The sequence below is a fragment of the Brevundimonas sp. AVps5 genome, from assembly GCF_058681515.1.
This window is the reverse complement of record NZ_CM178740.1, coordinates 220,343-241,206: the sequence shown is the minus strand read 5'-3', so window position 1 is coordinate 241,206 and position 20,864 is coordinate 220,343. Positions and strand designations below refer to the sequence as shown.

Here is a 20,864-nt window from a genome sequence, read left to right as displayed (position 1 = left end):
ATGGTCAGTCGTCGTCCATCTTCAGCCCGGCGGTGAAGGCCTCCTGCGGGATCTCGACTTGCCGAACCGGCGCATCCGCGTCTTGCCGTCCTTCTGCAGCGGCTACAGCCTTCGGTCACGCTGGAAGCGGAGACTTGGTGAGCGGGCCTTCGGTAGAAATAAAATCGTTTCACAACCATTGCATGTTTCTGTTTTGTTCTTCATGGTGTCGCTGTCGCCCCTACCAGACTCGCGCTAGGAAGAGTGCCATGCAAACAGCCCTCGCCCTTCAGACAGATCTTTGGCCGACGGCTGAGCGAGAAGATGCATCAGGTCGGGGTTTGGTCGCACAGCTGAAGGCCTTTACCTTCAACGGTGCACCGACAATCGTCGAAGACTGGAACGGGGTGCCGTTCCTCTACAACGAATTCTGGACGGCCCGGCAGCGGCAGGCGCACCGAATCCATGAGGTCAGCTATCGGGCCTGTTTCAAGCCCCAGCTGCCTGCGTTCTTCATCGACCGTCTGACCGGGCACGGCGATCGCGTCTATGACCCCTTCATGGGGCGGGGCACGACGCCGATCGAAGCGGCGATCCTGGGACGCCGCCCTGTCGGCAACGACGTCAATCCCCTCAGCGCCCTGCTGGTCCGGCCCCGGCTTCACGCTCCGTCTGACGTCGATGTCGAAAGCCGACTGAGAGAGATTGACTGGGCCTGGGACGGCCCGATGCGCGGGGACCTGCTGGTCTTTTACCACCCCGACACCCTGGGCCAGATTCACGCCCTGCGCCAATGGTTCGCCGACCGGCAGGCGGCAGGAACCTTCGACCCTGTGGACGACTGGATCCGGATGGTGGCGATCAACCGCCTGACAGGCCATTCCCCCGGATTTTTCTCGGTCTACACCCTGCCCCCGAACCAGGCCGTCTCGATCGACGCGCAAACGAAGATCAACGCAAAGCGGAATCAGACGCCGCCGGTCCGATCCGTTCCAGCCATCATTTTGAAGAAGTCACGCTCTCTGCTGGGCGACGCACCGTTCCGGGCTGCGGACAGCCAGCTCTGCACCGGCCCCAGCGATGCGACGCCGGACATCGGCACCGCCTCCGTCGATCTGGTGGTCACCTCGCCGCCCTTCCTGGACGTGGTCCAGTATGCCCAGGACAATTGGCTGCGTTGCTGGTTCGCAGACCTCGACATGTCCAACGTCGCCATCGCCATGCACAAGAAGGTCGAGGACTGGCAGGCATTCGTGCGCTCGACCTTTACCGAGCTGGCCCGCGTCGTCCGTCCCGGCGGCCATGTGGCCTTCGAGGTCGGAGAGGTCCGCAACGGCAAGGTGCAGCTTGAAAAGGTCGTCCTCGACGCAATTGCCGGCCTGCCCTTCGAACCGCTCGCCGTCGTCGTGAACGTGCAGGAGTTCACCAAGACCGCCAACTGCTGGGGCGTGGGCAACAATGTCGCAGGAACGAACACGAACCGGATCGTGGTCGCGCGACGGATTTAGCCGGGTAGGGAGTCCAGTTCGGGGACGACCTTGCTGTAGAAGTTCGCACGGCTGATCAGCGTCGACGGTCCCAATTGGCCGTCCAGATACAAAGCCCGGATCAGGTCGGCCGGCACGATGTAGACCGGCACCTTCGGGAAGGTCGTGATGTCGGAGCAGATATAGCCGCCGATCGCATCCAGCTTGGCGAAGAAGCCGTCCTCGGCGAACTTGCGACCGCTGCCCACCATATAGCTGGGGCAAAAATAGATGCTCTTGCTGATGGAGCGCACTTCCCACTTGCCGTCGATGTCGTCGAGCAGGTCGTATCCGGCCCCTTCAGACGCTGCCAGCTTCCAGCCCGGGAATGCGTCACGAATTCGCCGTTCCAGCAGAAAGGACACCCGCCGTCCGTCCCGGAAATAGAGCTCTACATCAGCCGCAGGGATGCCCATGGACGCCGACAGGGCGTCGAGATCCCATTCGAACAATAACTTGTGTGGCATTCGACCTCGCCTACGGCATCGGATTGAGGCTCTCGAAAGACCCCGCTTCTAATCTGCGTGAACAGCGCTACCGTTCACACATGACCATTACCCTTACCCTGCTCCCCGCCGAAATCGCGGTCCTGAACCGAACCGTAAACGGTCAGGGCGGCTTTCAGACGCTGTTTCGCGCATTGCAGGCGCGCGTCCAGCCGAGCGGAACTATCGACCTCACGGATGCCCAGATGGGGCGAATTGTCCGGCATATCAGCTACCGACCGGGAGGATTTGAGGATCGCCTCGATGCAATCTTCGGCAGGTCCATACGATTGCTTCTGGCGTAACGGCCCTCAATCCTCATCCATCTTCAGCGCGGCGATAAACGCCTCCTGCGGGATCTCGACCTTGCCGAACCGGCGCATCCGCGTCTTGCCGGCCTTCTGATCCTCACGCGGCGAGGATGACCGCGCGATCGACCTTGCACACCGGCTGGATACCCAGATCGGTCGGTAGGGCCAGGGTGTGTGTCCCCATTTCCGCTATTTCCACTTGACGGGCTACGCGAGCAATAAGCCAATATTCAACTCAAGGGCGGCGCGTGACGGAGGCCGTTCGACCTTTGGGTTGGTGACCGGATGGAACAGACGACAGTCGGCGAGTGGGTAGCCGCGCATCGGCGTGCCGTGACATTGTGCGTCGCTGTCCTTCTTGTCGGGATACTGGCCATCCGAATCTATTTGGTGGGGGAGTGGAACGATAAACAACAATTCCAGTATGCTGGCTTTGTTCGAAACCTGATCGACGGCCTGCTCTCAACAGTTACAGTCTCAAGTGTGCTGGGAGTTTTTTTCTGGTGGATTAGAACGCCGCTCTCACGCACGCCGCTGGGTGGAGAGCTCTACCCCGACCTGATATCTCGCAACCTCCAGGAAGCTGCCGAAGTGGCGGATGAATGGGAATACTTCGGTCACACCGGCCGGTTCGTCCGCACACGGATTCTGCCCGTTCTAGAGCGGACCTCGAAGGCTCGAGGGATCACCATCCCGGTCCGCTTCACTATCGTCAACCCCGCCAATGCGGCTCTTTGCGGTGCCTACGCCAGCTATCGCTCTCGTTCCCGCAGTTCATCCATCTCGCCTCGAATGTGGACAACGGCGTCTGTTCAAGCCGACCTGATTGCCACGATAATTTGCCTGGTCAGGGCAAAATCCCGATCTCCACAGTTGCGCATCCTGCTCGGGCTTGCCCCCGCTTTCGGGCTTTGGCGGTTCGACCGTTCGAACGATGTTGTTATCGTCACTCAAGAGGACCCTCAACAACCAGCTTACCGCTACGACCGCGGGTCTCGCTTCTTCAGCTATCACCGTCAGGAATGTGAAGAGGCATGGCGTCAGGCACGCCAATTGGACATCGATGATTGTCCCGCCACTGAGGATGAATCTGAGGAGACGAGGCTCCGATCGGCACTCCAGGGCTTGTTTGGTCAGGAGTGGACTACTCTCGAGCCCTTGTTCTCCACCGCCCTGACAATGGCGGACGAAAGCTCGATCTATGCATAAGCCGCGCTCATCCGCCGATCATCGGCGAAATCTTGCGCGAGTTTACGGCCATGCTTTGCAGGCGCTTGCGAACGCAACGACAGGCTCTGTCCACCCGCTAGGCTTTATCATCTTGCGACAAACCTCCGACGGTGCAGGTGGCTACACACGTTTTCATATCTGGTCCCGAAGCAACATGGTCCGGGAGATACCCCACACCCACAGCGGCCAAATGCGCTCGATCATATTGTCTGGCCGACTTCGTAATTCTCTTTGGACGATTGACCCTAACCACCTTGAATCGACGCCGATCGTCGCTGTGCACAAGAGAGATAACTATGGTCCCGAATACCGAGTCGTCGGACGCTATGGCTTGCGGCCCAGCGGCACGGACGAATTCGGGGTGGGCGAAACCTACGAACTTCCAGCACATGTCTTTCATTCGAACGAGTGCCTGAGCGAGGTTTGCGTGACGTTCGTGGAACGTCAGATCAGCACTGGCGAAAGGTCGTGGGTGGCGCGTGAGCTGGAAGACATCGACGGCTCAAACCGTGAAGAGCGGCACCTCTCACGCGCCGATCGGGAAAATTGGAGGCTTCATATCTCACGGGCCGCACAATCGATTGGAATCAAACCCGAAATTATCTGAGCCTGATCAATCTTCATCCATCTTCAGCGCGGCGATGAAGGCCTCCTGCGGGATCTCGACCTTGCCGAACTGGCGCATGCGCTTCTTGCCTGCCTTCTGCTTCTCCAGCAGCTTCTTCTTGCGCGTCGCATCGCCGCCGTAGCATTTCGACGTCACGTCCTTGCGCAGCGCCCGCACCGTCTCGCGGGCGATGATCTTGCCGCCGATCGCGGCCTGGATCGGGATGACGAACATATGGGGCGGGATCAGTTCCTTCATCTTCTCGACCATGCCCCGGCCGCGCGTCTCGGCCCGGCCGCGATGCACCAGCATCGACAGGGCGTCGACCGGCTCGGCGTTGACCAGGATGCTCATCTTGACCAGGTCGCCGACCTTGTAGTCGGTGATCTCGTAGTCGAACGAGGCATAGCCCTTCGAGATCGACTTCAGCCGGTCGTAGAAGTCGAACACCACCTCGTTCAGCGGCAGCTCATAGATCACCAGGGCGCGGTTGCCGACATAGGACAGTTCGACCTGTGAGCCGCGCCGGTCCTGACACAGCTTGATGACGCTGCCGAGGTATTCGTCCGGCGTCAGGATGGTGGCCTTGATCCAAGGCTCACTGATCGTCTCGATCTGCATCACGTCGGGCAGGTCGGCCGGGTTGTGCAGGTCGATCTCGCGCCCGTCGCGCAGGCCGATCTTGTAGACCACCGAGGGGGCCGTCGCGATCAGGTCGAGGTTAAACTCGCGGCTGAGGCGCTCCTGGATGATCTCGAGGTGGAGCAGGCCGAGGAAGCCGCAGCGGAAGCCGAAGCCGAGGGCGGCGCTGGATTCCATCTCGAAGGTGAAGGAGGCGTCGTTCAGCCGCAGCCGGCCGATGGCGGCGCGCAGGTCCTCGAAATCGGCGGCGTCGACCGGGAACAGGCCGCAGAAGACCACCGACTGGACGTCCTTGAACCCCTTCAGCGGCTCGGCCGTGGGCTTGCGTTCGTCGGTGATGGTGTCGCCGACGGCGGCGTGGGCGACCTCCTTGATCTGGGCGGTGATGAAGCCGACCTCGCCGGGGCCGAGCTGGTCCACGGGGGTGTTCTTGGGCAGGAAGACGCCGACCCGGTCGATCAGGTGGGTCGAGCCGTTCTGCATCATCTTGACGCGCATCCCGGCCTTCAGGACGCCGTCGAACACCCTGACCAGCACGACGACGCCGAGGTAGGGGTCGTACCAGGCGTCGACCAGCAGGGCCTTCAGCGGCGCATCCGGGTCGCCCTTGGGGGCCGGCAGGCGTGTGACGATGGCCTCCAGCACCTCCTCGATGCCGATGCCGGACTTGGCGCTGCACAGGACGGCGTCGGAGGCGTCGATGCCGATGACGTCCTCGATCTGCTGGCGGACCCGCTCCGGCTCCGCCGCCGGCAGGTCGATCTTGTTGAGGACGGGAACGATCTCATGATTGTTATCGATGGCCTGATAGACGTTGGCCAGGGTCTGGGCCTCGACCCCCTGCGACGCATCGACCACCAGCAACGATCCCTCGCATGCGGCCAATGAGCGCGAGACCTCGTAGGCGAAGTCCACATGCCCCGGCGTGTCCATCAGGTTCAGGACATACTCCAGCCCATCCCGAGCCGTGTAGTTCAGACGCACCGTCTGCGCCTTGATGGTGATCCCCCGCTCCTTCTCGATGTCCATCGAGTCCAGAACCTGGGCGCTCATTTCCCGCGCCGTCAGGCCTCCGGTGAATTGAATCAACCGGTCCGACAGGGTCGATTTGCCGTGGTCAATGTGGGCGACCACACTGAAATTTCGTATGCGTTCGATAGGGGGCGTCGTCATGGTGCGGCGCGGTTAGCATGGGTGGCGCGTCAGCGCCAACGTGGCAGGCCTCCAACGCCCTGCAGCAACCGCATTCGGCACGGATTACATCGCAGTAATGGCGACGGTTGAGGTTTGGAGGCGAGGCTCGAACGCGGTATGAGGCCGCGCCTGCCGGACGCCTCGTAGCGCCGGTCGACGCCCCCCGGCGGCTCCCCTTGCCCGCCCAGACAACAGGATCGCTCCGTGGCCGCCACGTCCTCGACCCGCCTTCTCCGCGCCTCCACACTCGCTCTCGTGCTCGGGCTTGGCCTGACCGTCGCTGCCTGCGGAGGTGGAGGGGAAGAGAAGAAGTCCGACGCGCCCGCCGCCTCCGGACCGACCGTCACGGTCGCCCCCGCCGCCCTGACCAGTCTTCCGCGCATCATCACGGCCTCGGGCAGCGTCTCGGCCTGGGAAGAGGTGCCGGTCGGCGCCGAGACCGGCGGCCTGGTCGCGACGGCAGTCTATGTCGATGAAGGAACCTACGTCCGTCAGGGCCAACCCCTGGTCCAGCTGAACGACGCCTTGCTGCGCGCCCAGCTGCGCCAGCAACAGGCGGGAGTCCAGACCGCCGAGGCCAATCTGGCCCGCGATGAAGCCGCCCTTGCCCGCTCGCAGGAGCTGAAGGAGCGCGGCTTCCTCAGCCAGGCGTCGCTGGACACGGCCCTGGCCAACCAGAGCGCCTCGACCGCCAACCTTGCATCGGCGCGCGCCTCGCTGTCCGAAACCCAGACCCGCCTCGCGCAGGCGACGCTGCGGGCACCGGTCGCCGGCCTCATCATCAGCCGGAGCGTGACCCGCGGTCAGATCGTCCAGGCCGGGACCGAGATGTTCCGCATGGTCCGTGACGGCCGCCTCGAGCTCGACGCCCAGGTGCCGGAGACGGAACTGGCCCTGATCCGCGCCGGCCAGTCGGCGACCATCTCTTCCGACCAGGTCGGCCAGACGACCGGGCGCGTCCGCATCGTGACGCCCGAGGTCGATGCCGCGAACCGGCTCGGCACGGCCCGCATCGCCCTTTCAGGCAGCGGCGGCTTCCGCCCCGGCATGTTCGCCAAGGCCGAGATCGACGTCGGTGCCCAGCCGACCATCACCGTGCCGACGGCCGCCGTCCTGTACCGCGAGAACCGCTCGGGCGTGTACGTCCTGATGACCAACAACCACGTCCGCTTCCAGCAGGTGACGGTGCTGTCCCGCTCGGCCGAACGCACTTCGGTCACCGGGCTGAACGCCGGAGCCCAGGTCGTGGTTGAAGGCGCCGGCTTCCTCGGCGACGGGGATCGGGTCAACGTCGTCGCCGCGCGCGCTCCTGCCCCTGCTGCGCCGGCCGCCGCTGCTCCGGCCGCGCGCTAGAGCCTGACCATGAAGAACATCTCCTCCTGGTCGATCAAAAATCCGATCCCGATCATCCTGCTGTTCACGCTGCTGACCATCGCCGGTCTGCTCAGCTTCAACAACATGCGGATCAACAACAATCCGGACATCGACTTCCCGCTGGTGGCGGTCACGGCCGTGCGGCCGGGCGCGGCACCCAGCGAGATGGAGGTCCAGGTCACTCGGCTGATCGAGGACTCGCTCGCCGGCCTGTCGGGCGTGCGGCATATCAACTCCCAGGTCACGGACGGCGTCTCCTCCACGACGATCGAGTTCGAGCTGGGTACCAATACCGAGCGCGCCACCAACGATGTGCGCAACGCCATGAGTGGCCTGCGCGCCGACCTGCCTCAGGACATGCAGGAACCGGCGGTCCAGCGCATCGACATCACCGGCGACGCCCTGATCACCTGGGTCGTCCGCTCGTCGACCATGACACCGGAAGAGATCAGCTGGTTCGTCGATAACAACGTCAGCCGCACCCTGCTGGCCATCAAGGGCGTCGGCGAGGTCAACCGCTCGGGCGGGGTGGATCGCGAGATCGCCGTAGAACTGGATCCCGATCGTCTGGCCTCCTACGGTCTGACGGCGGCGGCGGTCAGCCAGTCCCTGACCGGCGTGAACTCCGACCAGCCCGGCGGGCGGGTCACCATCTCCGGCTCGGAGCGCTCGATTCGCACCCTGGGCGCAGCGACCTCGATCGAGGGCCTGCGCGAGACCCTGATCCCGCTCGGCGGCGGTCGTACCGTCCGTCTGGGCGATCTCGGCGCGGTGGAGGACCACTGGTCCGAGCCGCGCCGCCTTGCGCGCTACAACGGCCAGGAGGCTATCACCTTCAACTTCCTGCGCTCACGCACGGCGTCGGAAGTGAGGCTCGCCGAGAAGGTCCGCGAAGCCGTCGCCGAGATCGACGAAGCTCATCCCGAGTTGGACATCCAGCAGGTCAGCGCCAACGTGGAGCAGATCGAGGAAAGCTACATCGCCTCGCTGGAGGCCCTGCTGCTGGGCGCCGTCCTGGCGGTCATCGTGGTCTTCATCTTCCTGCGCGACTGGCGGGCCACCTTCATCACCGCCATGGCCATGCCTTTGTCGCTGATCCCGGCCTTCGCCATTCTGGGCCCGCTCAACCAGTCGCTGAACGTCGTCAGCCTGCTGGCCCTGTCGCTGACCATCGGCATCCTCGTGGATGACGCCATCGTGGAAATCGAAAACATCGTCCGGCATATGCGGGACGGAAAATCTCCCTACAATGCCTCGATGGAGGCCGCCGACGAGATCGGCCTCGCGGTCGTGGCCACGACCGCGACCATCCTCGCTGTCTTCGCGCCGGTCGGCTTCATGCCGGGCATCATCGGCCAGTTCTTCAAGGCCTTCGCCCTGGCCGCCTGTGTATCGGTGGCCTTCTCTCTCGTCGTGGCCCGGACGTTGACGCCGCTGATGGCCGCCTATCTGTTGAAGCATCAGAAGCATGAGGACCGCGATCCGTTCTGGATGGCCGGTTACCTGAAGTCGCTGAGCTGGAGCCTGAAGAATCGCTGGAAAGTCTTCGGCATTGGCACGGCCTTGTTCCTTGCTACGGCCCTGTTGGTCGCTCCCCGGGTGCCGTTCGAGTTCCAGCCCTCGGGCGACGTCGCCCGGGCCGGTTTCTCCGTCGAGCTGCCGCCCGGCGCGACCCTGCAGCAGACCGACGCCATCGTTCAGCGCCTGACCCGCGACCTGCGCGCGCGGCCGGAAGTGACCTCCGTCTACGCCGCGGTCGGCGGCCAGGAGGTCAACCAGGCCAACCTCTATGCCGATCTTCTGCCCAAGGGTGATCGCGACCTGAGCCAGCAGGAATTCGCCCGTGCCATGGTCGACAGCTGGAAAGACATCCCGGGTGCCCGCATCGGGGCCGGCATCGCCCAGCAGGGTGGCGGGCCCAGCGACGGCACCAGCTATACGTTCGCGATCCTGAGTGACAGCGGCGAGGCCCTGCAGGCTGCGGCGCGTCAGGTCGAGGCCGAGATGCGCACGGTTCCGGGCCTGGCCAATGTGGTCAACACCGCCTCCATCGCCCGGCCCGAGATCCTCGTCACCCCGCGCCCGGACCAGGCCGCAATGATGGGCGTCTCGACCAGCGCCATCTCCCAGGCTGTCCGCGTCGCCACCATCGGCGACGTCGATCAGAACCTGCCGAAATACAATCTCGGCGACCGCCAGGTGCCGATCCGTCTGCGCCTGACGCGCGACGCTCGCGAGGACCTGTCGGTGATCGAGAACCTGCGTGTTCCGACGGCCACCGGCGGCGCAGTGCCGTTGAGCGCCGTGGCCGACATCCAGTTCGGAGCCGGTCCTTCACAGGTGCTGCGTCAGGATCGCTCGCGGATCGCTTCGATCACGGCCGAACTCGACGGCATTCGTTCCGGCGAAGCCGGCGTCCTGGTCCAGCAGCTGCCCTCGGTGCAGAACCTGCCCGAAGGCGTCCGCCAGGTGCCGGCGGGTGACGAGGAATTCATCACCGAGATGATCAACGGCTTCGCCATCGCCTTCCTGACCGGCATCCTGCTCATGTATGCGGTTCTGGTGCTGCTGTTCCGCAGCTTCGCCTATCCGATCACCATCATGGCCTCCCTGCCACTGGCGATCGGCGGTGCCTTCGTGGCGCTGATGATCGGCGGGTCCAGCTTCTCCATCTCGTCCCTGATCGGGGTGCTGATGCTGATGGGGATCGCGGCCAAGAACTCCATCCTGCTGGTCGACTACATCGTCATTGCCGAGCAGGAAGGCATGAAGCGGATCGACGCCATCATGGACGCGGCCCACAAGCGCGCCCGCCCCATCCTGATGACCACCTTCGCCATGGGTGCCGGCATGATCCCGGTCGCCGTGGGCTGGGGTGCCGACGTGGAGTTCCGTCAGCCGATGGCCATTGCCGTCGTCGGCGGCCTGATCTCCTCGACCTTCCTGTCCCTGCTGTTCATCCCGCCGATCTTCACCATCGTGGATGACGTCTCGGGCTGGGTTCGCCGACGGATGGGCGGAATGTTCGCGAGCCAGCACCAGACGCAAGCCGCTGCGGCCGAGCCGGCCGAGTAGCCGGCGGCGCCGGGCCGTCCCGGGACCAGACCCGCTCGGGGATCCGCAGGATCCTGTCGCAAGGGGCTGCGTCAGAAGGGTAAGCATCGCGTTCAGTTGTCAGTCGGCGACCATGACGGAATCACGCCTTCAGGCGTGGTGAACCTCGGGCTCACGCCGGTCGATCCGGGGAACAGGAGCCGGCGGCTCAGCCTGGTCTGCGCCGCGTCGGGCGACAGGCGTTCGACGGCCACTCATGTCGCCGGACAGGCTGACCCGGAGAGATCCAACCGCCTGCCCGGTGCGAGGGGCCGCGATGGGTCATGGGCATCGAACTCCTGGGTCCACACAATAAAAAACCGGCCCGGGTTGCCCCGGGCCGGTCCAGTCGTCCGGGCTTTACAGCCCGGATCAGTATTTGATGCGCAGGGTCGCGCCGTAGGTGCGGGGCGCGCCGAGGAAGGCGTTGTAGGTCTGGGTATCCGCCGCCGGGTTGTAGAAGGTCCCGTTCGGTTGAACGGCCGAGGCGAAGGCTGAGCCCTGCAGGAAGGCGTTGAACACCACCTGGCTGTATTCTTCGTCGGTCAGGTTCTGGGCGAAGACTTCCAGCGTATAGCGCTCGTCCTCCGTGCCCAGCGACAGACGACCGTTCACCAGCAGCAGGTCATCCTGCACCTTGGCCGGCAGCAGGTCCGAACCGGTGTTGTATTCGGTCGTGAACTTGCCTTGCAGGCTGGCCCCGAAGCGCAGGTTGTTGCCGATGGAGCGATCGAAATTGATCGCCCCAGTGGCGGACCATTCCGGAGCGAACGAGGCCGTCGCACCCGGCAGCAGCGACAGTTGCGGGAAATTGCCCGGCGAGCTCATGTCGGCTGCGTTGAACCTGCCGTACTCGGCCTTGGTGTAGGTGACACCGCCCTGGAAGCTCAGGCCCTCAACCGGGGTGAACCACAGGAAGTCGGCATCGATACCGCGGGAGGTCAGCTCGGGGATCGATTCCACCACAAAGGCGGTGCCCAGGAAGGTGTTGAGCTGGAAGTCGGTGAAGGTCTGATCGAAATAGGTGGCATTCAGGAGCACCGAACGACCGAACAGGGTCGTCTTGATCCCGGCTTCGTAGCTGTCCACGACTTCCGACGGGAACAGCAGCGAGGCGTTCGGGGTGATGCCCGTCTGCACCCGGTCGAGGTTGTAGCCGAAGCTCTTGTAACCGCGAGCATACGACACATAGGTCAGGACTTCAGGGCTGAAGCGGTAGGCGGCCTTGACCGTTCCGCTCAGCTCGCCGTCGTCGAAGGACTCCGAGACATTGCGGTTGTTGTAGGCCGAGTTGACCCAGGGCAGGCAGAAGCGGCCGAGGATCGTCGAGGCCCCGGCACCGAGCACTGCGCCGATGGCACCAGCGTTGCCGAGGGCAGCACTACAGGCCCCGCCGTTGCCGTTCACATTGCGTTGCTGGCCGGTGACGCTCTTGTCGTCGATCGTGTAGCGCAGGCCCAGCGTCAGATCGAGCGCATCGGTGACGCTGAAGGTGTTGTTGGTGAAGACCGCGAAGGAGGTCGATTCCTGCTGGTAATTGTCCTCGAAGGTCTGACCGACGGTGAACTGGGGGCCACCGCCGCCCACTGCACCGCCGGTACCGAGGCACTGGGCCAGGCCGGGGGGGGACAGGGGTGCCAGTCCCGAAATCTGGCCCGGACGGGTGAAGCAGCCGAGGACACCGGGGCTCGCGCCCGAGGTCAGCAGCAGGGACAGCAGCGGGTTGTAGTCGGCACCCAGATAGAAGCTGTCGCCGCGCTCGATGTCTTCCTTGGTGGCGAAGAAGCCGACCAGCCAGTCCAGCCGGTCGGTCGCACCGGCCAGACGGAATTCCTGGGTGAGGTTGTCGACTCCGTAGCCGAAGTCGCCGTCCTCGACCCGATAGGCGAAGTCCGCACCCGAGAAGTCCGTGTCCTGGCCGTTCGCTGTGGTCCAGCGCCGTGCCGAGGTGACCGAGGTCAGGGTCGAGCCGCCGAAGGCCGACAGGTCGAAATTGGCCTCCAGCGAGATGCCCTTGTCCTCAATCTCCTGACCGGTCGCCCGGTTGGAGAAGGCGGTACGCGAGAACGGCAGGGTGGCGAAGCCGGCGGCCGGCGGACGCACCCCGGTTCCGTTCGACAGGGCGTCGACGAAGGGTGCCGTGGGACCCGTACGGGTCTGCACGGCGACGCAGCAATATTCGTCGCGCTTGGTGTAGTCGACGATCAGGCGGAACGACGTGGTGTCGTTGGGCAGCCACAACAGCTGGCCGCGGGTGGTGAAATAGTCCTGGTTCTGGTCGTCCCGGTCCGTCCGGGGACCGTCGCCGAGATCCACGTTGTAGAAGCCGCCCCGGACGCGACGGCCGGCGTAGAGGCGCATGGCCAGGGTGTCGGAGATCGGACCGGTGACCGATCCCGCAGCGCCCATCGACTCGAAATTGCCGAACGTGAACTCGGCGTCATAGCCCGGGGTGAAGGACGGTGCCTCGGTGATGATGTTGATCACGCCCGCCGAGGTGTTCTTGCCGAACAGGGTGCCCTGCGGACCTTTCAGCACCTCGATGCGGGACAGTTCACCCAGGTCGCCGAAGCCGACCGAGTTGCGCGAGCGATAGACGCCGTCGATGACGATGCCGACCGAGCTTTCCAGGCCGGGGTTGTCGCCGACCGTGCCGACGCCGCGGATCCGGGCGGTGGTCGAGGCCTCGGACGAGGTCGAGGTCACGGTCAGGCCGGGGGTCAGGATCTGCAGGTCCTTGATGTCGCGGACACCGGCATCGGCCAGGGTCTCTGCCGACAGGCTGGTGACGACGATCGGCACGTCCTGCAGGTTCTGCTCGCGCTTCTGCGCGGTGACGATGATGTCGTCGACCGAGGACGCCTGATCCTGGGCGGCGGCGGCACCGGCGAAGCCGAAGGCCACAGCCCCGACGACGGCGGCAGACGCGGTGTTCCGAAGAAGTTGAGTAAGACGCATGGACGGCTCCCGGCTCATGGCCCGACACCTCCTCTCGGAGCGAGTCGCGGCGGTTCCTGATTCCCAACCCGCGCCCTTCTTTCGGAGCGTCGGATTCTCGATACGTTTGCGTAGGGCAAGCCGCACGGTGGGACAAGGCGGAGCCAGGGCTCACGCTATGTTTCAGCCTTGCGACAGCGCCCTGTGTGACGCGAAAGCGACAGAATGAGATGACCCTAGGTCAATATTCACGGCTCAGGATTCAGTAATCGACCCGGAAGACGCCGCTGAACCTCGCGTTGGCCTCGACGCGATCGACAGGACCACCCCGCCCAATGTTGCGGACAGCACCGAGCCGAGGATCACGCCCAGCTTGACCTCTACCTGCTCCGGGGAGTCCACCGCCCCCGGAAACGCCAGTGCGCCGATGAACAGGCTCATGGTGAAACCGACTCCGCAAAGAAGACTGACGCCATAGACTTGAAGCCAACTGGCACCACTGGGGCGGGCTCCGAGTTTCAGGGCCGAAACCAGCCAGGCGGCGCCCATGACGCCGATCTGCTTGCCGATGAACAGGCCGGCGGCGACGCCGAGAACCAGTGGCGCGAACATCTGGTCGATCGACAGGCCCGCGAACGACACCCCGGCCTTGGCGAAGGCGAACAGCGGCAGAACCAGATAGGCAACAAAGGGATGCAGGTCGTGCATCGCTTCCTTCAGGGGACTCTGCTTGTCTCCGGGTCGCGGGGACACCGGCACGATGGCGGCGAAGGCGACGGCGGCCAGTGACGTGCTCAGCCCCGCCTTGACACTCAGCCACCAGACCAGGGCGAAGCCCAGCACCCAGACCGGCGCAGGGATCCGGCGCAACGACATCACCGAACCGACGAGCAGCAGCAAACCGGCCACGCCCACCAGCATCCAGTCCACGCCGGTGCTGAACAGAACGGCAATCAGGGCGATCGCGCCGAGATCGTCGACGATGGCCAGGGTCAACAGGAAAACCCTCAACGACGACGGCAGTCCCTTGCCCACCAGAGCGAAGACGGCGAGTGCGAAGGCGATATCGGTGGCCAATGGAATGGGCCAGCCCTCCTGCGGCCCCCCTAGGACGCCGGAAACGAGCAGATACAGGCCCGCGGGCACCAGCATCCCCCCCAGCGCGGCGACGATGGGGGTCACCAGCTTCTTCGGATCGCTCAGTTCGCCTTTAAGGATCTCGTATTTGATCTCCAGACCAACCACCAGGAAGAAGACGGCCATCAGGCCTTCCTTGATCCACTCCGAGACGGACAGTTCCAGTTGCAGCGGCCCCGCCTGGAACAGATGCTCGCTCTTGAGCCAGTAGAAATAGGCCTCGGACAGCGGCGAGTTGGCGACGACCAGGGCGGCGATGGCCGCCAGCCCCAGCACGGCGCCCGAGGCGGCCTCGGTTTTCAGGAAATCGAGAGTCAGTTTGTGCGCCACGGCGTCCTCCGGTCTGGAAAGGTCTGTTCCGTGGCGTCCGGTTATCGACGGACGCCGGACCGGGTTCGTCGCCCCGCCTTCGCAGGATTGGTCGACGCCAGCCTGGCCGCAAGGGCCTGATCTCTGAGGCCCAGAATAGCATGTGGGCCCAAGGCTTCAACCTTTTCCGGCCCGGACGCGGTTGCGTCTGAACGATTCAGGCCGCATCTGCCGACCATGCCCGTCGGTCCTGCCTATCGCCCCGAACCCCGCTTCTTCGATCTGGGCGAGGCGTATGGCGACGCCGTCCGGCCGGCCGAATTCCCTGAAACGATCCTGAGGGTCCGCAACGACCGCGCCGCCGCGACCGTGGGTCTCGACAGCCTGACCGATGCCGAGTGGATCGCTCATTTCGGCCGGTTCCAGCCTCTTCCGGGCCAGCCCGGGCCGATCGCCATGCGCTATCACGGACATCAGTTCCGCACCTACAATCCCGACCTCGGCGACGGTCGCGGGTTCCTGGCGGCGCAGATGCGAGAGCTCCCGCTCAAGCAGACGAGCGCCGCGCGCGAGGCGGTAGCGGACCAGAATGTCGGCAGACTCCTCGACCTGGGAACCAAAGGCTCCGGCACCACGCCCTGGTCCCGCTCAGGCGACGGCCGTCTGACGCTCAAGGGCGGGGTCCGCGAGGTGCTGGCTGCCGCCATGCTGGAGGCTCAGGGCGTCCCGACCAGCCGCGCCCTGTCGTTGATCGAGACGGGCGAGCCGCTGGAGCGCGGCGACGAGCCCTCACCGACCCGCTCCGCCGTCCTCGTCCGGCTGCAGCACAGCCACGTCCGCTTCGGCACATTCCAGCGCGCCGCCTTCTTCGGCCGCACCGACCAGATCGAAACGCTCGTCGAGCATGTCCGCGCCCTCTACCATCCGGACGTGGTGCAGGGAGACGCTCCCGGCCTGCTCGCCGCCATTGTCGCGGCCTCGGCCCGCCTGACCGCGGGCTGGATCGCCGCAGGCTTCGTTCACGGCGTGCTCAACACCGACAATCTGAACGTCACAGGCGAGAGCTTCGACTACGGCCCGTGGCGGTTCCTGCCGTCCTACGAGCCCGGCTTCACCGCCGCCTATTTCGACTCCACCGGCCTGTATGCCTTCGCCCGCCAGCCGGAGGCCGTGTTCTGGAACCTGACCCAGCTGGCCGGCTGTCTGAAACTGGTCGCCGACGCCGAGCCCCAGGTTCTGGCATTGACCGAGGCGCTGAACGGCTTTGGCCCCGCCTATATCCGCGAGCTTCGGACCGCCTTCCTCAACCGGCTGGGCGTCAAGAGCCTCGGCGAGGCCGCCGACCAGCGGTTGCTGGACACGACCCTGGCCCTGCTGCGCGAGAAGGGAGAGGCCATCCGTTGGGAGCCGCTGTTCCACGACTGGTTCGCCGGCTTCTCGTCCTCGGCCCGCGCCCTCGCCGGTCCTCGCGCGGGCGCATGGCAGGGCGAGGCCTTCGACGCCTTCCGCTTCGCCCTGTTCGAACATGAGCCCGACCGTCCAGAGCGGCTGGAGCATCCGGTCTTCGACCGCCCCGACCCTGAGGAAATGCTGAGCGAGGAGGTCGAGGCGATCTGGGCCGCGATCGACGCGGACGACGAGTGGTCGCCCCTGCACGAAAAACTGGCGCGGCTGGAAGCGACCAGGGCCGCCCGCGCCTGAACCTTACGAAAGTTTCATATCGTTTATCGAGAAAATTCTTGATCGATAATCAATGAACCCATATCGACTATCGACATGGCCGCCCATCGCGGCAGGGAGGTAGCCAAATGAAACTCATAGGTCGTCGTTCCATCGCCAGCGCCCTGCGCTGGGTGCTCGGGTTCGTGAACATCTTCGTGACCGTCGCGGTCGTCGCGACAGGGCTGTTGCTGTTGGCGTCGCTGGTCGCCCCCGACTTCGGCGCCGGCTTCATCGATGCCCTGGCGGAGGACGAGCCCGGCTGGCGCGCCTTGCTGCTCAACCAACCCGCCACCTTCCTCGCCGCCTTCGTCGCCAACCTGACCACCTGGTGGGTCCTCAACCGCCTGCGCCGGATGTTCCTCGCCGTGAACCAGGGCGACGCGTTCGAACGCGCCAATGTCGGACGCCTGCAAGGGATCGGCCTCGGTCTGATCGGGATTCAGATCAGCGCCTTCATCCTGGCCTGGACCGTGCCGGAAGGGGTCATCGACAACCTCGACTATTCGGTCGATCTCGGCGCCTGGCTCGGCATCCTGATCGTCTTCATGCTCGCCGAGGTCTTCCGCCAGGGCGCGGCCATGCGCGACGACCAGCAGATGACGGTCTGAGGCGCCCCATGGCCATCATTGTGCAGCTGGATCAGATGCTCGTCGAACGCCGCATGTCGCTGACGGAACTCAGCGACCGGGTCGGGGTCACCATCGCCAACCTCTCCATCCTGAAGACGGGCAAGGCGCGCGCCATCCGCTTCTCTACCCTGGACGCCCTGTGCCGCGAACTGGGGTGTCAGCCGGGTCAGTTGCTGGCCAACACGCCGGGACCGCAGCCGCCCGGAGACGGCGGCGAGGAGTGAGGAAAATCGCCCCGGCCCTCGCGCCGGGGCGATCTGTTTCAGAGGCGTCAGAACCCCGTCATAGCGGCATTTCCGCCACGCGCAACAATAAGTCACCAGCTGATGTCATCGATTGATGTCTACGGTCGATGACATTTCGGGTCAGCTCTGCCATATCTCTCATCAAGGCGGGGATCCTGCCGGATTACCGACTTGTATGAATACGGCCACGCTACGGCCCCGTAGTTGCGGCACAGCTTCTTCATCACCTTCGGTTACGGTGAGGCCAGCGACCTCTTGCAGAACCCGAAGTTCGATCTGATCTAACCACTGTTACGAATTCACCCGTCCTCCCCGACGAAACGAAAACACAGATGTCCACGACCTTCACCCCCGCGACTCCGGCTTCTGGCCGCGCGCCCGTCTCCACCGCCCGCGCTCGCGCCGTGGCCGGTTACCGCAACATGGCCCTCTGGACCCTCCAGGGTTGGGCCGCGATGTTCTTCTTCGCGGCCGGCTACGCCAAGCTGACCGAGCCGCTGGATAATCTGGTCGCCCTGATGAACTGGCCGGCACTGGTCGGTGAAAATCTGGTCCGCGGCGTCGGCATCGTCGAGGTCGTCCTGGCGCTCGGCATGCTGGCTCCGCTGGTGTCGTGGAAGCTCGGCCGCTGGCCGCTCCTCATTTCGGCCGCCGGCCTGACCGCGCTGGAAGTCATCATGCTGTCGGTGCACGCCTTCAGCTTCGACATCGGCCTGGCCCTGACCAACCTCGCCCTGCTTGCCATCACGATCCCGGTCCTGCTCGGCCGTCGCTGACGCCCGCACGTCGACAGCGTTCAGAACAGAACTTCACCTGATCCCAGTCGCGGGCCCATTTGGCGCGCCACACGAACGACCTGCCGCAGGAGACACACGTCTTCTGCGGCAAATCGCGCTTGTCAGGCGCAGCGCCCTTGTTGACGTGTTTGCGAGCCATCGGTCCTGAAAGCTTCCCTTTACGTGCGCGTCAAGTTTGAGCTATGTCGTCGTCATGGCGACCGCCGACGATCATCGCAACTATTCGATCCGCCAGCTCTGCCGGGAGTTCGGCGCAACCGCGCGCGCCCTGCGCTTCTATGAGGACAAGGGCCTCCTGACCCCGGCCCGCAAAGGCCAGACCCGGGTCTATGACACACGGGACCGCGCCCGGCTGAAGTTGATCCTGCGGGGCCGCCGCATCGGCTTCACCCTGACCGAGATCCAGGAGATGCTGGATCTGTATGACCGCAACGACGGCAATACCCATCAGATGGCCATCGCCCTGCGCCGTCACCGCGCCCAGATCGAGGCTCTGAAGCAGCAGCGCGAGGATCTCGACGCCGCGATCGAGATGGCCGAAGAGGCCTGCGCCGCCATGGAATCCCGTCTGACCGAGCAGCGGCCCGACCTTCTTCCCGGCGCCGAGGAATATGCCTCGGTGCTGCGCGAACGCCTTGACCACCACCAACATCATCCGTTCAAGCTGAGAGCCTGACCCCATGGCCTACAAGGCGCCTGTCCGCGACCTGACCTTCATTCTGAACGAAGTTCTGGAGATCGACCGCTATTCGAACTCGCCCGGGTTCCAGGACGTGTCGTCCGACCTCGTCCAGCAGATCCTCGAGGAGGGTGCCAAGTTCGCCGAGGAAGTCATCGCCCCGATCAACAAGATCGGCGACCAGCAGGGCTGCAAGTGGGACAACGGTGTGGTCACCGGCCCCGACGGCTGGAAAGAAGCCTATCACCAGATGGTCGCCGCGGGCTGGCCCGCCCTCTCGGCCCTGCCCGAGCATGGCGGCCAGGGCATGCCCTCGGTCGTGGCCATGGCGTTCGGCCAGTTCACGGCCGCCGCTTCGCCCGCCTTCTCGATGTATCCGGGCCTGACGGCGGGCGCCTACTGGGGGCTGAACGCCAACGGTTCGCCTGAGCAGAAGGCGATGTATCTGCCGAAGATGGCGTCCGGCGAATGGGGCGGCACCATGAACCTGACGGAGCCCCAGTGCGGCACGGACCTGGGCCTGATCCGCACGAAAGCCATCCCGAACGGCGACGGCAGCTTCAACATCACCGGCCAGAAGATCTGGATCAGCTCGGGCGAGCACGACTTCACCGACAACATCATCCATCTGGTGCTGGCCCGCATTGAGGGCGCGCCGGAGGGGATCAAGGGCATCAGCCTGTTTGTCGTACCCAAGGTGTTCGTCAATGACGACGGCTCGCTGGGCGAACGCAACGTGGGTGCCGCCTGCGCCGGCCTCGAGCACAAGATGGGCATCCACGGCAACGCCACCTGTGTCATGGCCTATGAGAATGCCAAAGGCTGGCTGGTCGGGTCCGAAAACAAGGGCATGGCGGGCATGTTCGTGATGATGAACGAGGCCCGCCTTGGCACCGGCCTTCAGGGCCTGGCCATCGGCACGGCCGCCTATCAGGCCGCCGTCGAGTTCGCCCATGACCGCCTGCAGGGTCGTTCGCTGACCGGCCCCAAGAGCCCGGAACTGCCGGCCGATTCCATCATGGTCCACCCCGACGTGCGCCGCATGCTGCTGGAGGCCAAGGCCTTCGTCGAAGGCGGCCAGGCCTTCACCCTGTGGACCGCACTCCAGGCTGACCTTCAGCACTCGGACGATGTGGCGACGGCGCAAAAGGCCCACGACTATATGGGTCTGATCACGCCCGTGCTGAAAGCCTATCTGACCGACAAGGGCTTCCACGTCGCCTCCCTGGCCATGCAAGTCCACGGCGGCTCGGGCTACACCGAACATTTCCCGGCGTCCCAGTACCTGCGCGATGCCCGCATCACCATGATCTACGAGGGTGCCAACGGCATTCAGGCGCTGGATCTGGTGGGCCGCAAGCTTCCGGCCCACGGAGGTCGTGCGATCATGAGCTGGTTCGCCGACATCGACGCCTTCATCGCCGAGAACGGCGCCGAGGGCCCGATCAAGCCCTTCGTCGACGGCCTCGCCGACGCGAAGAAGAAGCTGCAGGACGGCACCATGTGGCTGATGCAGAACGGCATGCAGAACCCGGACAATGCCGGTGCCGCCTCCACCGACTATCTGCACATCTTCGGCCTGACCGCCCTGGCCTACCTGTGGGCCCAGATGGCCAAGGCCGCCCAGGCGAAGATCGACGCGGGCTCGGACGATCCCTTCTACGTCACCAAGATGCAGACCGGCCGCTACTTCGTCGAACGCATCCTGCCCGACGCGCACGGTCACCTGGTCAAGATGAAGACCGGCTCGGACGTGCTGATGCAGATGCCGGCCGAGGCGTTCTGAACCATTCGTCTCCTCCCCATTCGCGAAGGCGAATGGGGAGGTGGCTCATCGCGATCAGCGATGAGACGGAGGGGGCGACCCGGTCTGACCGATGAGGGCGCCCGCCAGAAAACCAGAGCTTGAGTAAGTACGCCGTCACCTTCGACACTGCCTCGCCCCCACCGTCTCGGCGCTGAGCGCGC

The 20,864-nt window shown here is 64.7% G+C and carries 18 protein-coding genes and 1 pseudogene; 12 read left to right on the top strand and 7 right to left on the bottom strand.

Translation table 11 applies throughout. From position 1 onward, the window contains the following. Positions 1-320 precede the first annotated feature (320 nt). Positions 321-1,487: a DNA methyltransferase gene (locus tag ACW18A_RS01215; RefSeq protein WP_492023001.1), complete on the top strand. Its 1,167-nt coding sequence runs from the start codon at positions 321-323 to the stop codon at positions 1,485-1,487. On the opposite strand, the gene ACW18A_RS01210 is transcribed toward ACW18A_RS01215, so the two are convergent. Then, positions 1,484-1,972, bottom strand: coding sequence for a hypothetical protein (locus tag ACW18A_RS01210; protein ID WP_492023000.1), 489 nt, complete (start codon positions 1,970-1,972; stop codon positions 1,484-1,486). The genes ACW18A_RS01215 and ACW18A_RS01210 overlap by 4 nt on opposite strands. Between ACW18A_RS01210 and ACW18A_RS01205 the strand changes: the two genes are divergently transcribed. Then, positions 1,966-2,295: a hypothetical protein gene (locus tag ACW18A_RS01205; protein WP_492022999.1), complete on the top strand. Its 330-nt coding sequence runs from the start codon at positions 1,966-1,968 to the stop codon at positions 2,293-2,295. The two genes, ACW18A_RS01210 and ACW18A_RS01205, sit on opposite strands and share 7 nt — an antisense overlap. Positions 2,296-2,301: 6 nt before the next feature. On the opposite strand, the pseudogene ACW18A_RS01200 reads toward ACW18A_RS01205, so the two are convergent. Beyond that, positions 2,302-2,400 (bottom strand): annotated as a pseudogene (locus ACW18A_RS01200) (hypothetical protein); the annotation flags it as partial. A gap of 186 nt (positions 2,401-2,586) precedes the next feature. Between ACW18A_RS01200 and ACW18A_RS01195 the strand changes: the two are divergent. Further along, a complete protein-coding gene (locus ACW18A_RS01195) occupies positions 2,587-3,510 on the top strand; it encodes a hypothetical protein (protein WP_492022998.1) in 924 nt (307 codons plus the stop codon). 211 nt (positions 3,511-3,721) lie between these two features. Then, positions 3,722-4,138 carry a hypothetical protein gene (locus tag ACW18A_RS01190; protein ID WP_492022997.1) on the top strand — a complete coding sequence of 139 codons (417 nt, stop codon included), beginning with the start codon at positions 3,722-3,724 and terminating at the stop codon, positions 4,136-4,138. Positions 4,139-4,144: 6 nt separating this feature from the next. Here ACW18A_RS01190 and lepA read toward each other — a convergent pair whose 3' ends face one another. Next, positions 4,145-5,953 (bottom strand): translation elongation factor 4, encoded by a 1,809-nt coding sequence (gene lepA, locus ACW18A_RS01185; RefSeq protein ID WP_492022996.1) that lies wholly within the window; start codon positions 5,951-5,953, stop codon positions 4,145-4,147. 225 nt (positions 5,954-6,178) lie between these two features. Between lepA and ACW18A_RS01180 the strand changes: the two genes are divergently transcribed. Then, on the top strand, positions 6,179-7,327 hold the full coding sequence (locus ACW18A_RS01180; protein WP_492022995.1) for an efflux RND transporter periplasmic adaptor subunit: 1,149 nt from the start codon (positions 6,179-6,181) through the stop codon (positions 7,325-7,327). A 9-nt stretch (positions 7,328-7,336) separates the two neighbouring features. Beyond that, positions 7,337-10,423 carry an efflux RND transporter permease subunit gene (locus ACW18A_RS01175; RefSeq protein ID WP_492022994.1) on the top strand — a complete coding sequence of 1,029 codons (3,087 nt, stop codon included), beginning with the start codon at positions 7,337-7,339 and terminating at the stop codon, positions 10,421-10,423. A 92-nt stretch (positions 10,424-10,515) separates the two neighbouring features. On the opposite strand, the gene ACW18A_RS01170 is transcribed toward ACW18A_RS01175, so the two are convergent. The 3 genes from ACW18A_RS01170 to nhaA form a co-directional block, all read right to left on the bottom strand. Further along, on the bottom strand, positions 10,516-10,656 hold the full coding sequence (locus ACW18A_RS01170; protein ID WP_492022993.1) for a hypothetical protein: 141 nt from the start codon (positions 10,654-10,656) through the stop codon (positions 10,516-10,518). 157 nt (positions 10,657-10,813) lie between these two features. Continuing rightward, positions 10,814-13,399 carry a TonB-dependent receptor gene (locus ACW18A_RS01165; protein ID WP_492022992.1) on the bottom strand — a complete coding sequence of 862 codons (2,586 nt, stop codon included), beginning with the start codon at positions 13,397-13,399 and terminating at the stop codon, positions 10,814-10,816. 234 nt (positions 13,400-13,633) lie between these two features. Further along, positions 13,634-14,845: a Na+/H+ antiporter NhaA gene (gene nhaA, locus ACW18A_RS01160; protein ID WP_492022991.1), complete on the bottom strand. Its 1,212-nt coding sequence runs from the start codon at positions 14,843-14,845 to the stop codon at positions 13,634-13,636. Between the two features lie 216 nt (positions 14,846-15,061). Here nhaA and ACW18A_RS01155 point away from each other — a divergent pair, with 216 nt between their 5' ends. From ACW18A_RS01155 to ACW18A_RS01140, 4 genes are all read left to right on the top strand, one after another. Beyond that, positions 15,062-16,525 carry a protein adenylyltransferase SelO gene (locus ACW18A_RS01155; RefSeq protein WP_492022990.1) on the top strand — a complete coding sequence of 488 codons (1,464 nt, stop codon included), beginning with the start codon at positions 15,062-15,064 and terminating at the stop codon, positions 16,523-16,525. A gap of 107 nt (positions 16,526-16,632) precedes the next feature. Next, entirely contained in the window at positions 16,633-17,154 is a 522-nt protein-coding gene (locus ACW18A_RS01150; RefSeq protein ID WP_492022989.1) for a DUF2975 domain-containing protein, read from the top strand. 8 nt (positions 17,155-17,162) lie between these two features. Further along, positions 17,163-17,399: a helix-turn-helix domain-containing protein gene (locus ACW18A_RS01145; RefSeq protein ID WP_492022988.1), complete on the top strand. Its 237-nt coding sequence runs from the start codon at positions 17,163-17,165 to the stop codon at positions 17,397-17,399. A 353-nt stretch (positions 17,400-17,752) separates the two neighbouring features. After that, complete coding sequence (locus ACW18A_RS01140) at positions 17,753-18,196, top strand: DoxX family protein (protein WP_492022987.1); 444 nt, start codon at positions 17,753-17,755, stop codon at positions 18,194-18,196. Here ACW18A_RS01140 and ACW18A_RS01135 read toward each other — a convergent pair. Then, on the bottom strand, positions 18,165-18,356 hold the full coding sequence (locus ACW18A_RS01135) for a DUF2256 domain-containing protein (RefSeq protein WP_492022986.1): 192 nt from the start codon (positions 18,354-18,356) through the stop codon (positions 18,165-18,167). The genes ACW18A_RS01140 and ACW18A_RS01135 overlap by 32 nt on opposite strands. A 54-nt stretch (positions 18,357-18,410) precedes the next feature. On the opposite strand from ACW18A_RS01135, the gene ACW18A_RS01130 reads away from it, so the two are divergent. Further along, entirely contained in the window at positions 18,411-18,893 is a 483-nt protein-coding gene (locus ACW18A_RS01130; protein ID WP_492024311.1) for a MerR family transcriptional regulator, read from the top strand. Positions 18,894-18,897: 4 nt separating this feature from the next. Then, entirely contained in the window at positions 18,898-20,682 is a 1,785-nt protein-coding gene (locus tag ACW18A_RS01125) for an acyl-CoA dehydrogenase C-terminal domain-containing protein (RefSeq protein WP_492022985.1), read from the top strand. Positions 20,683-20,864: the final 182 nt, after the last annotated feature.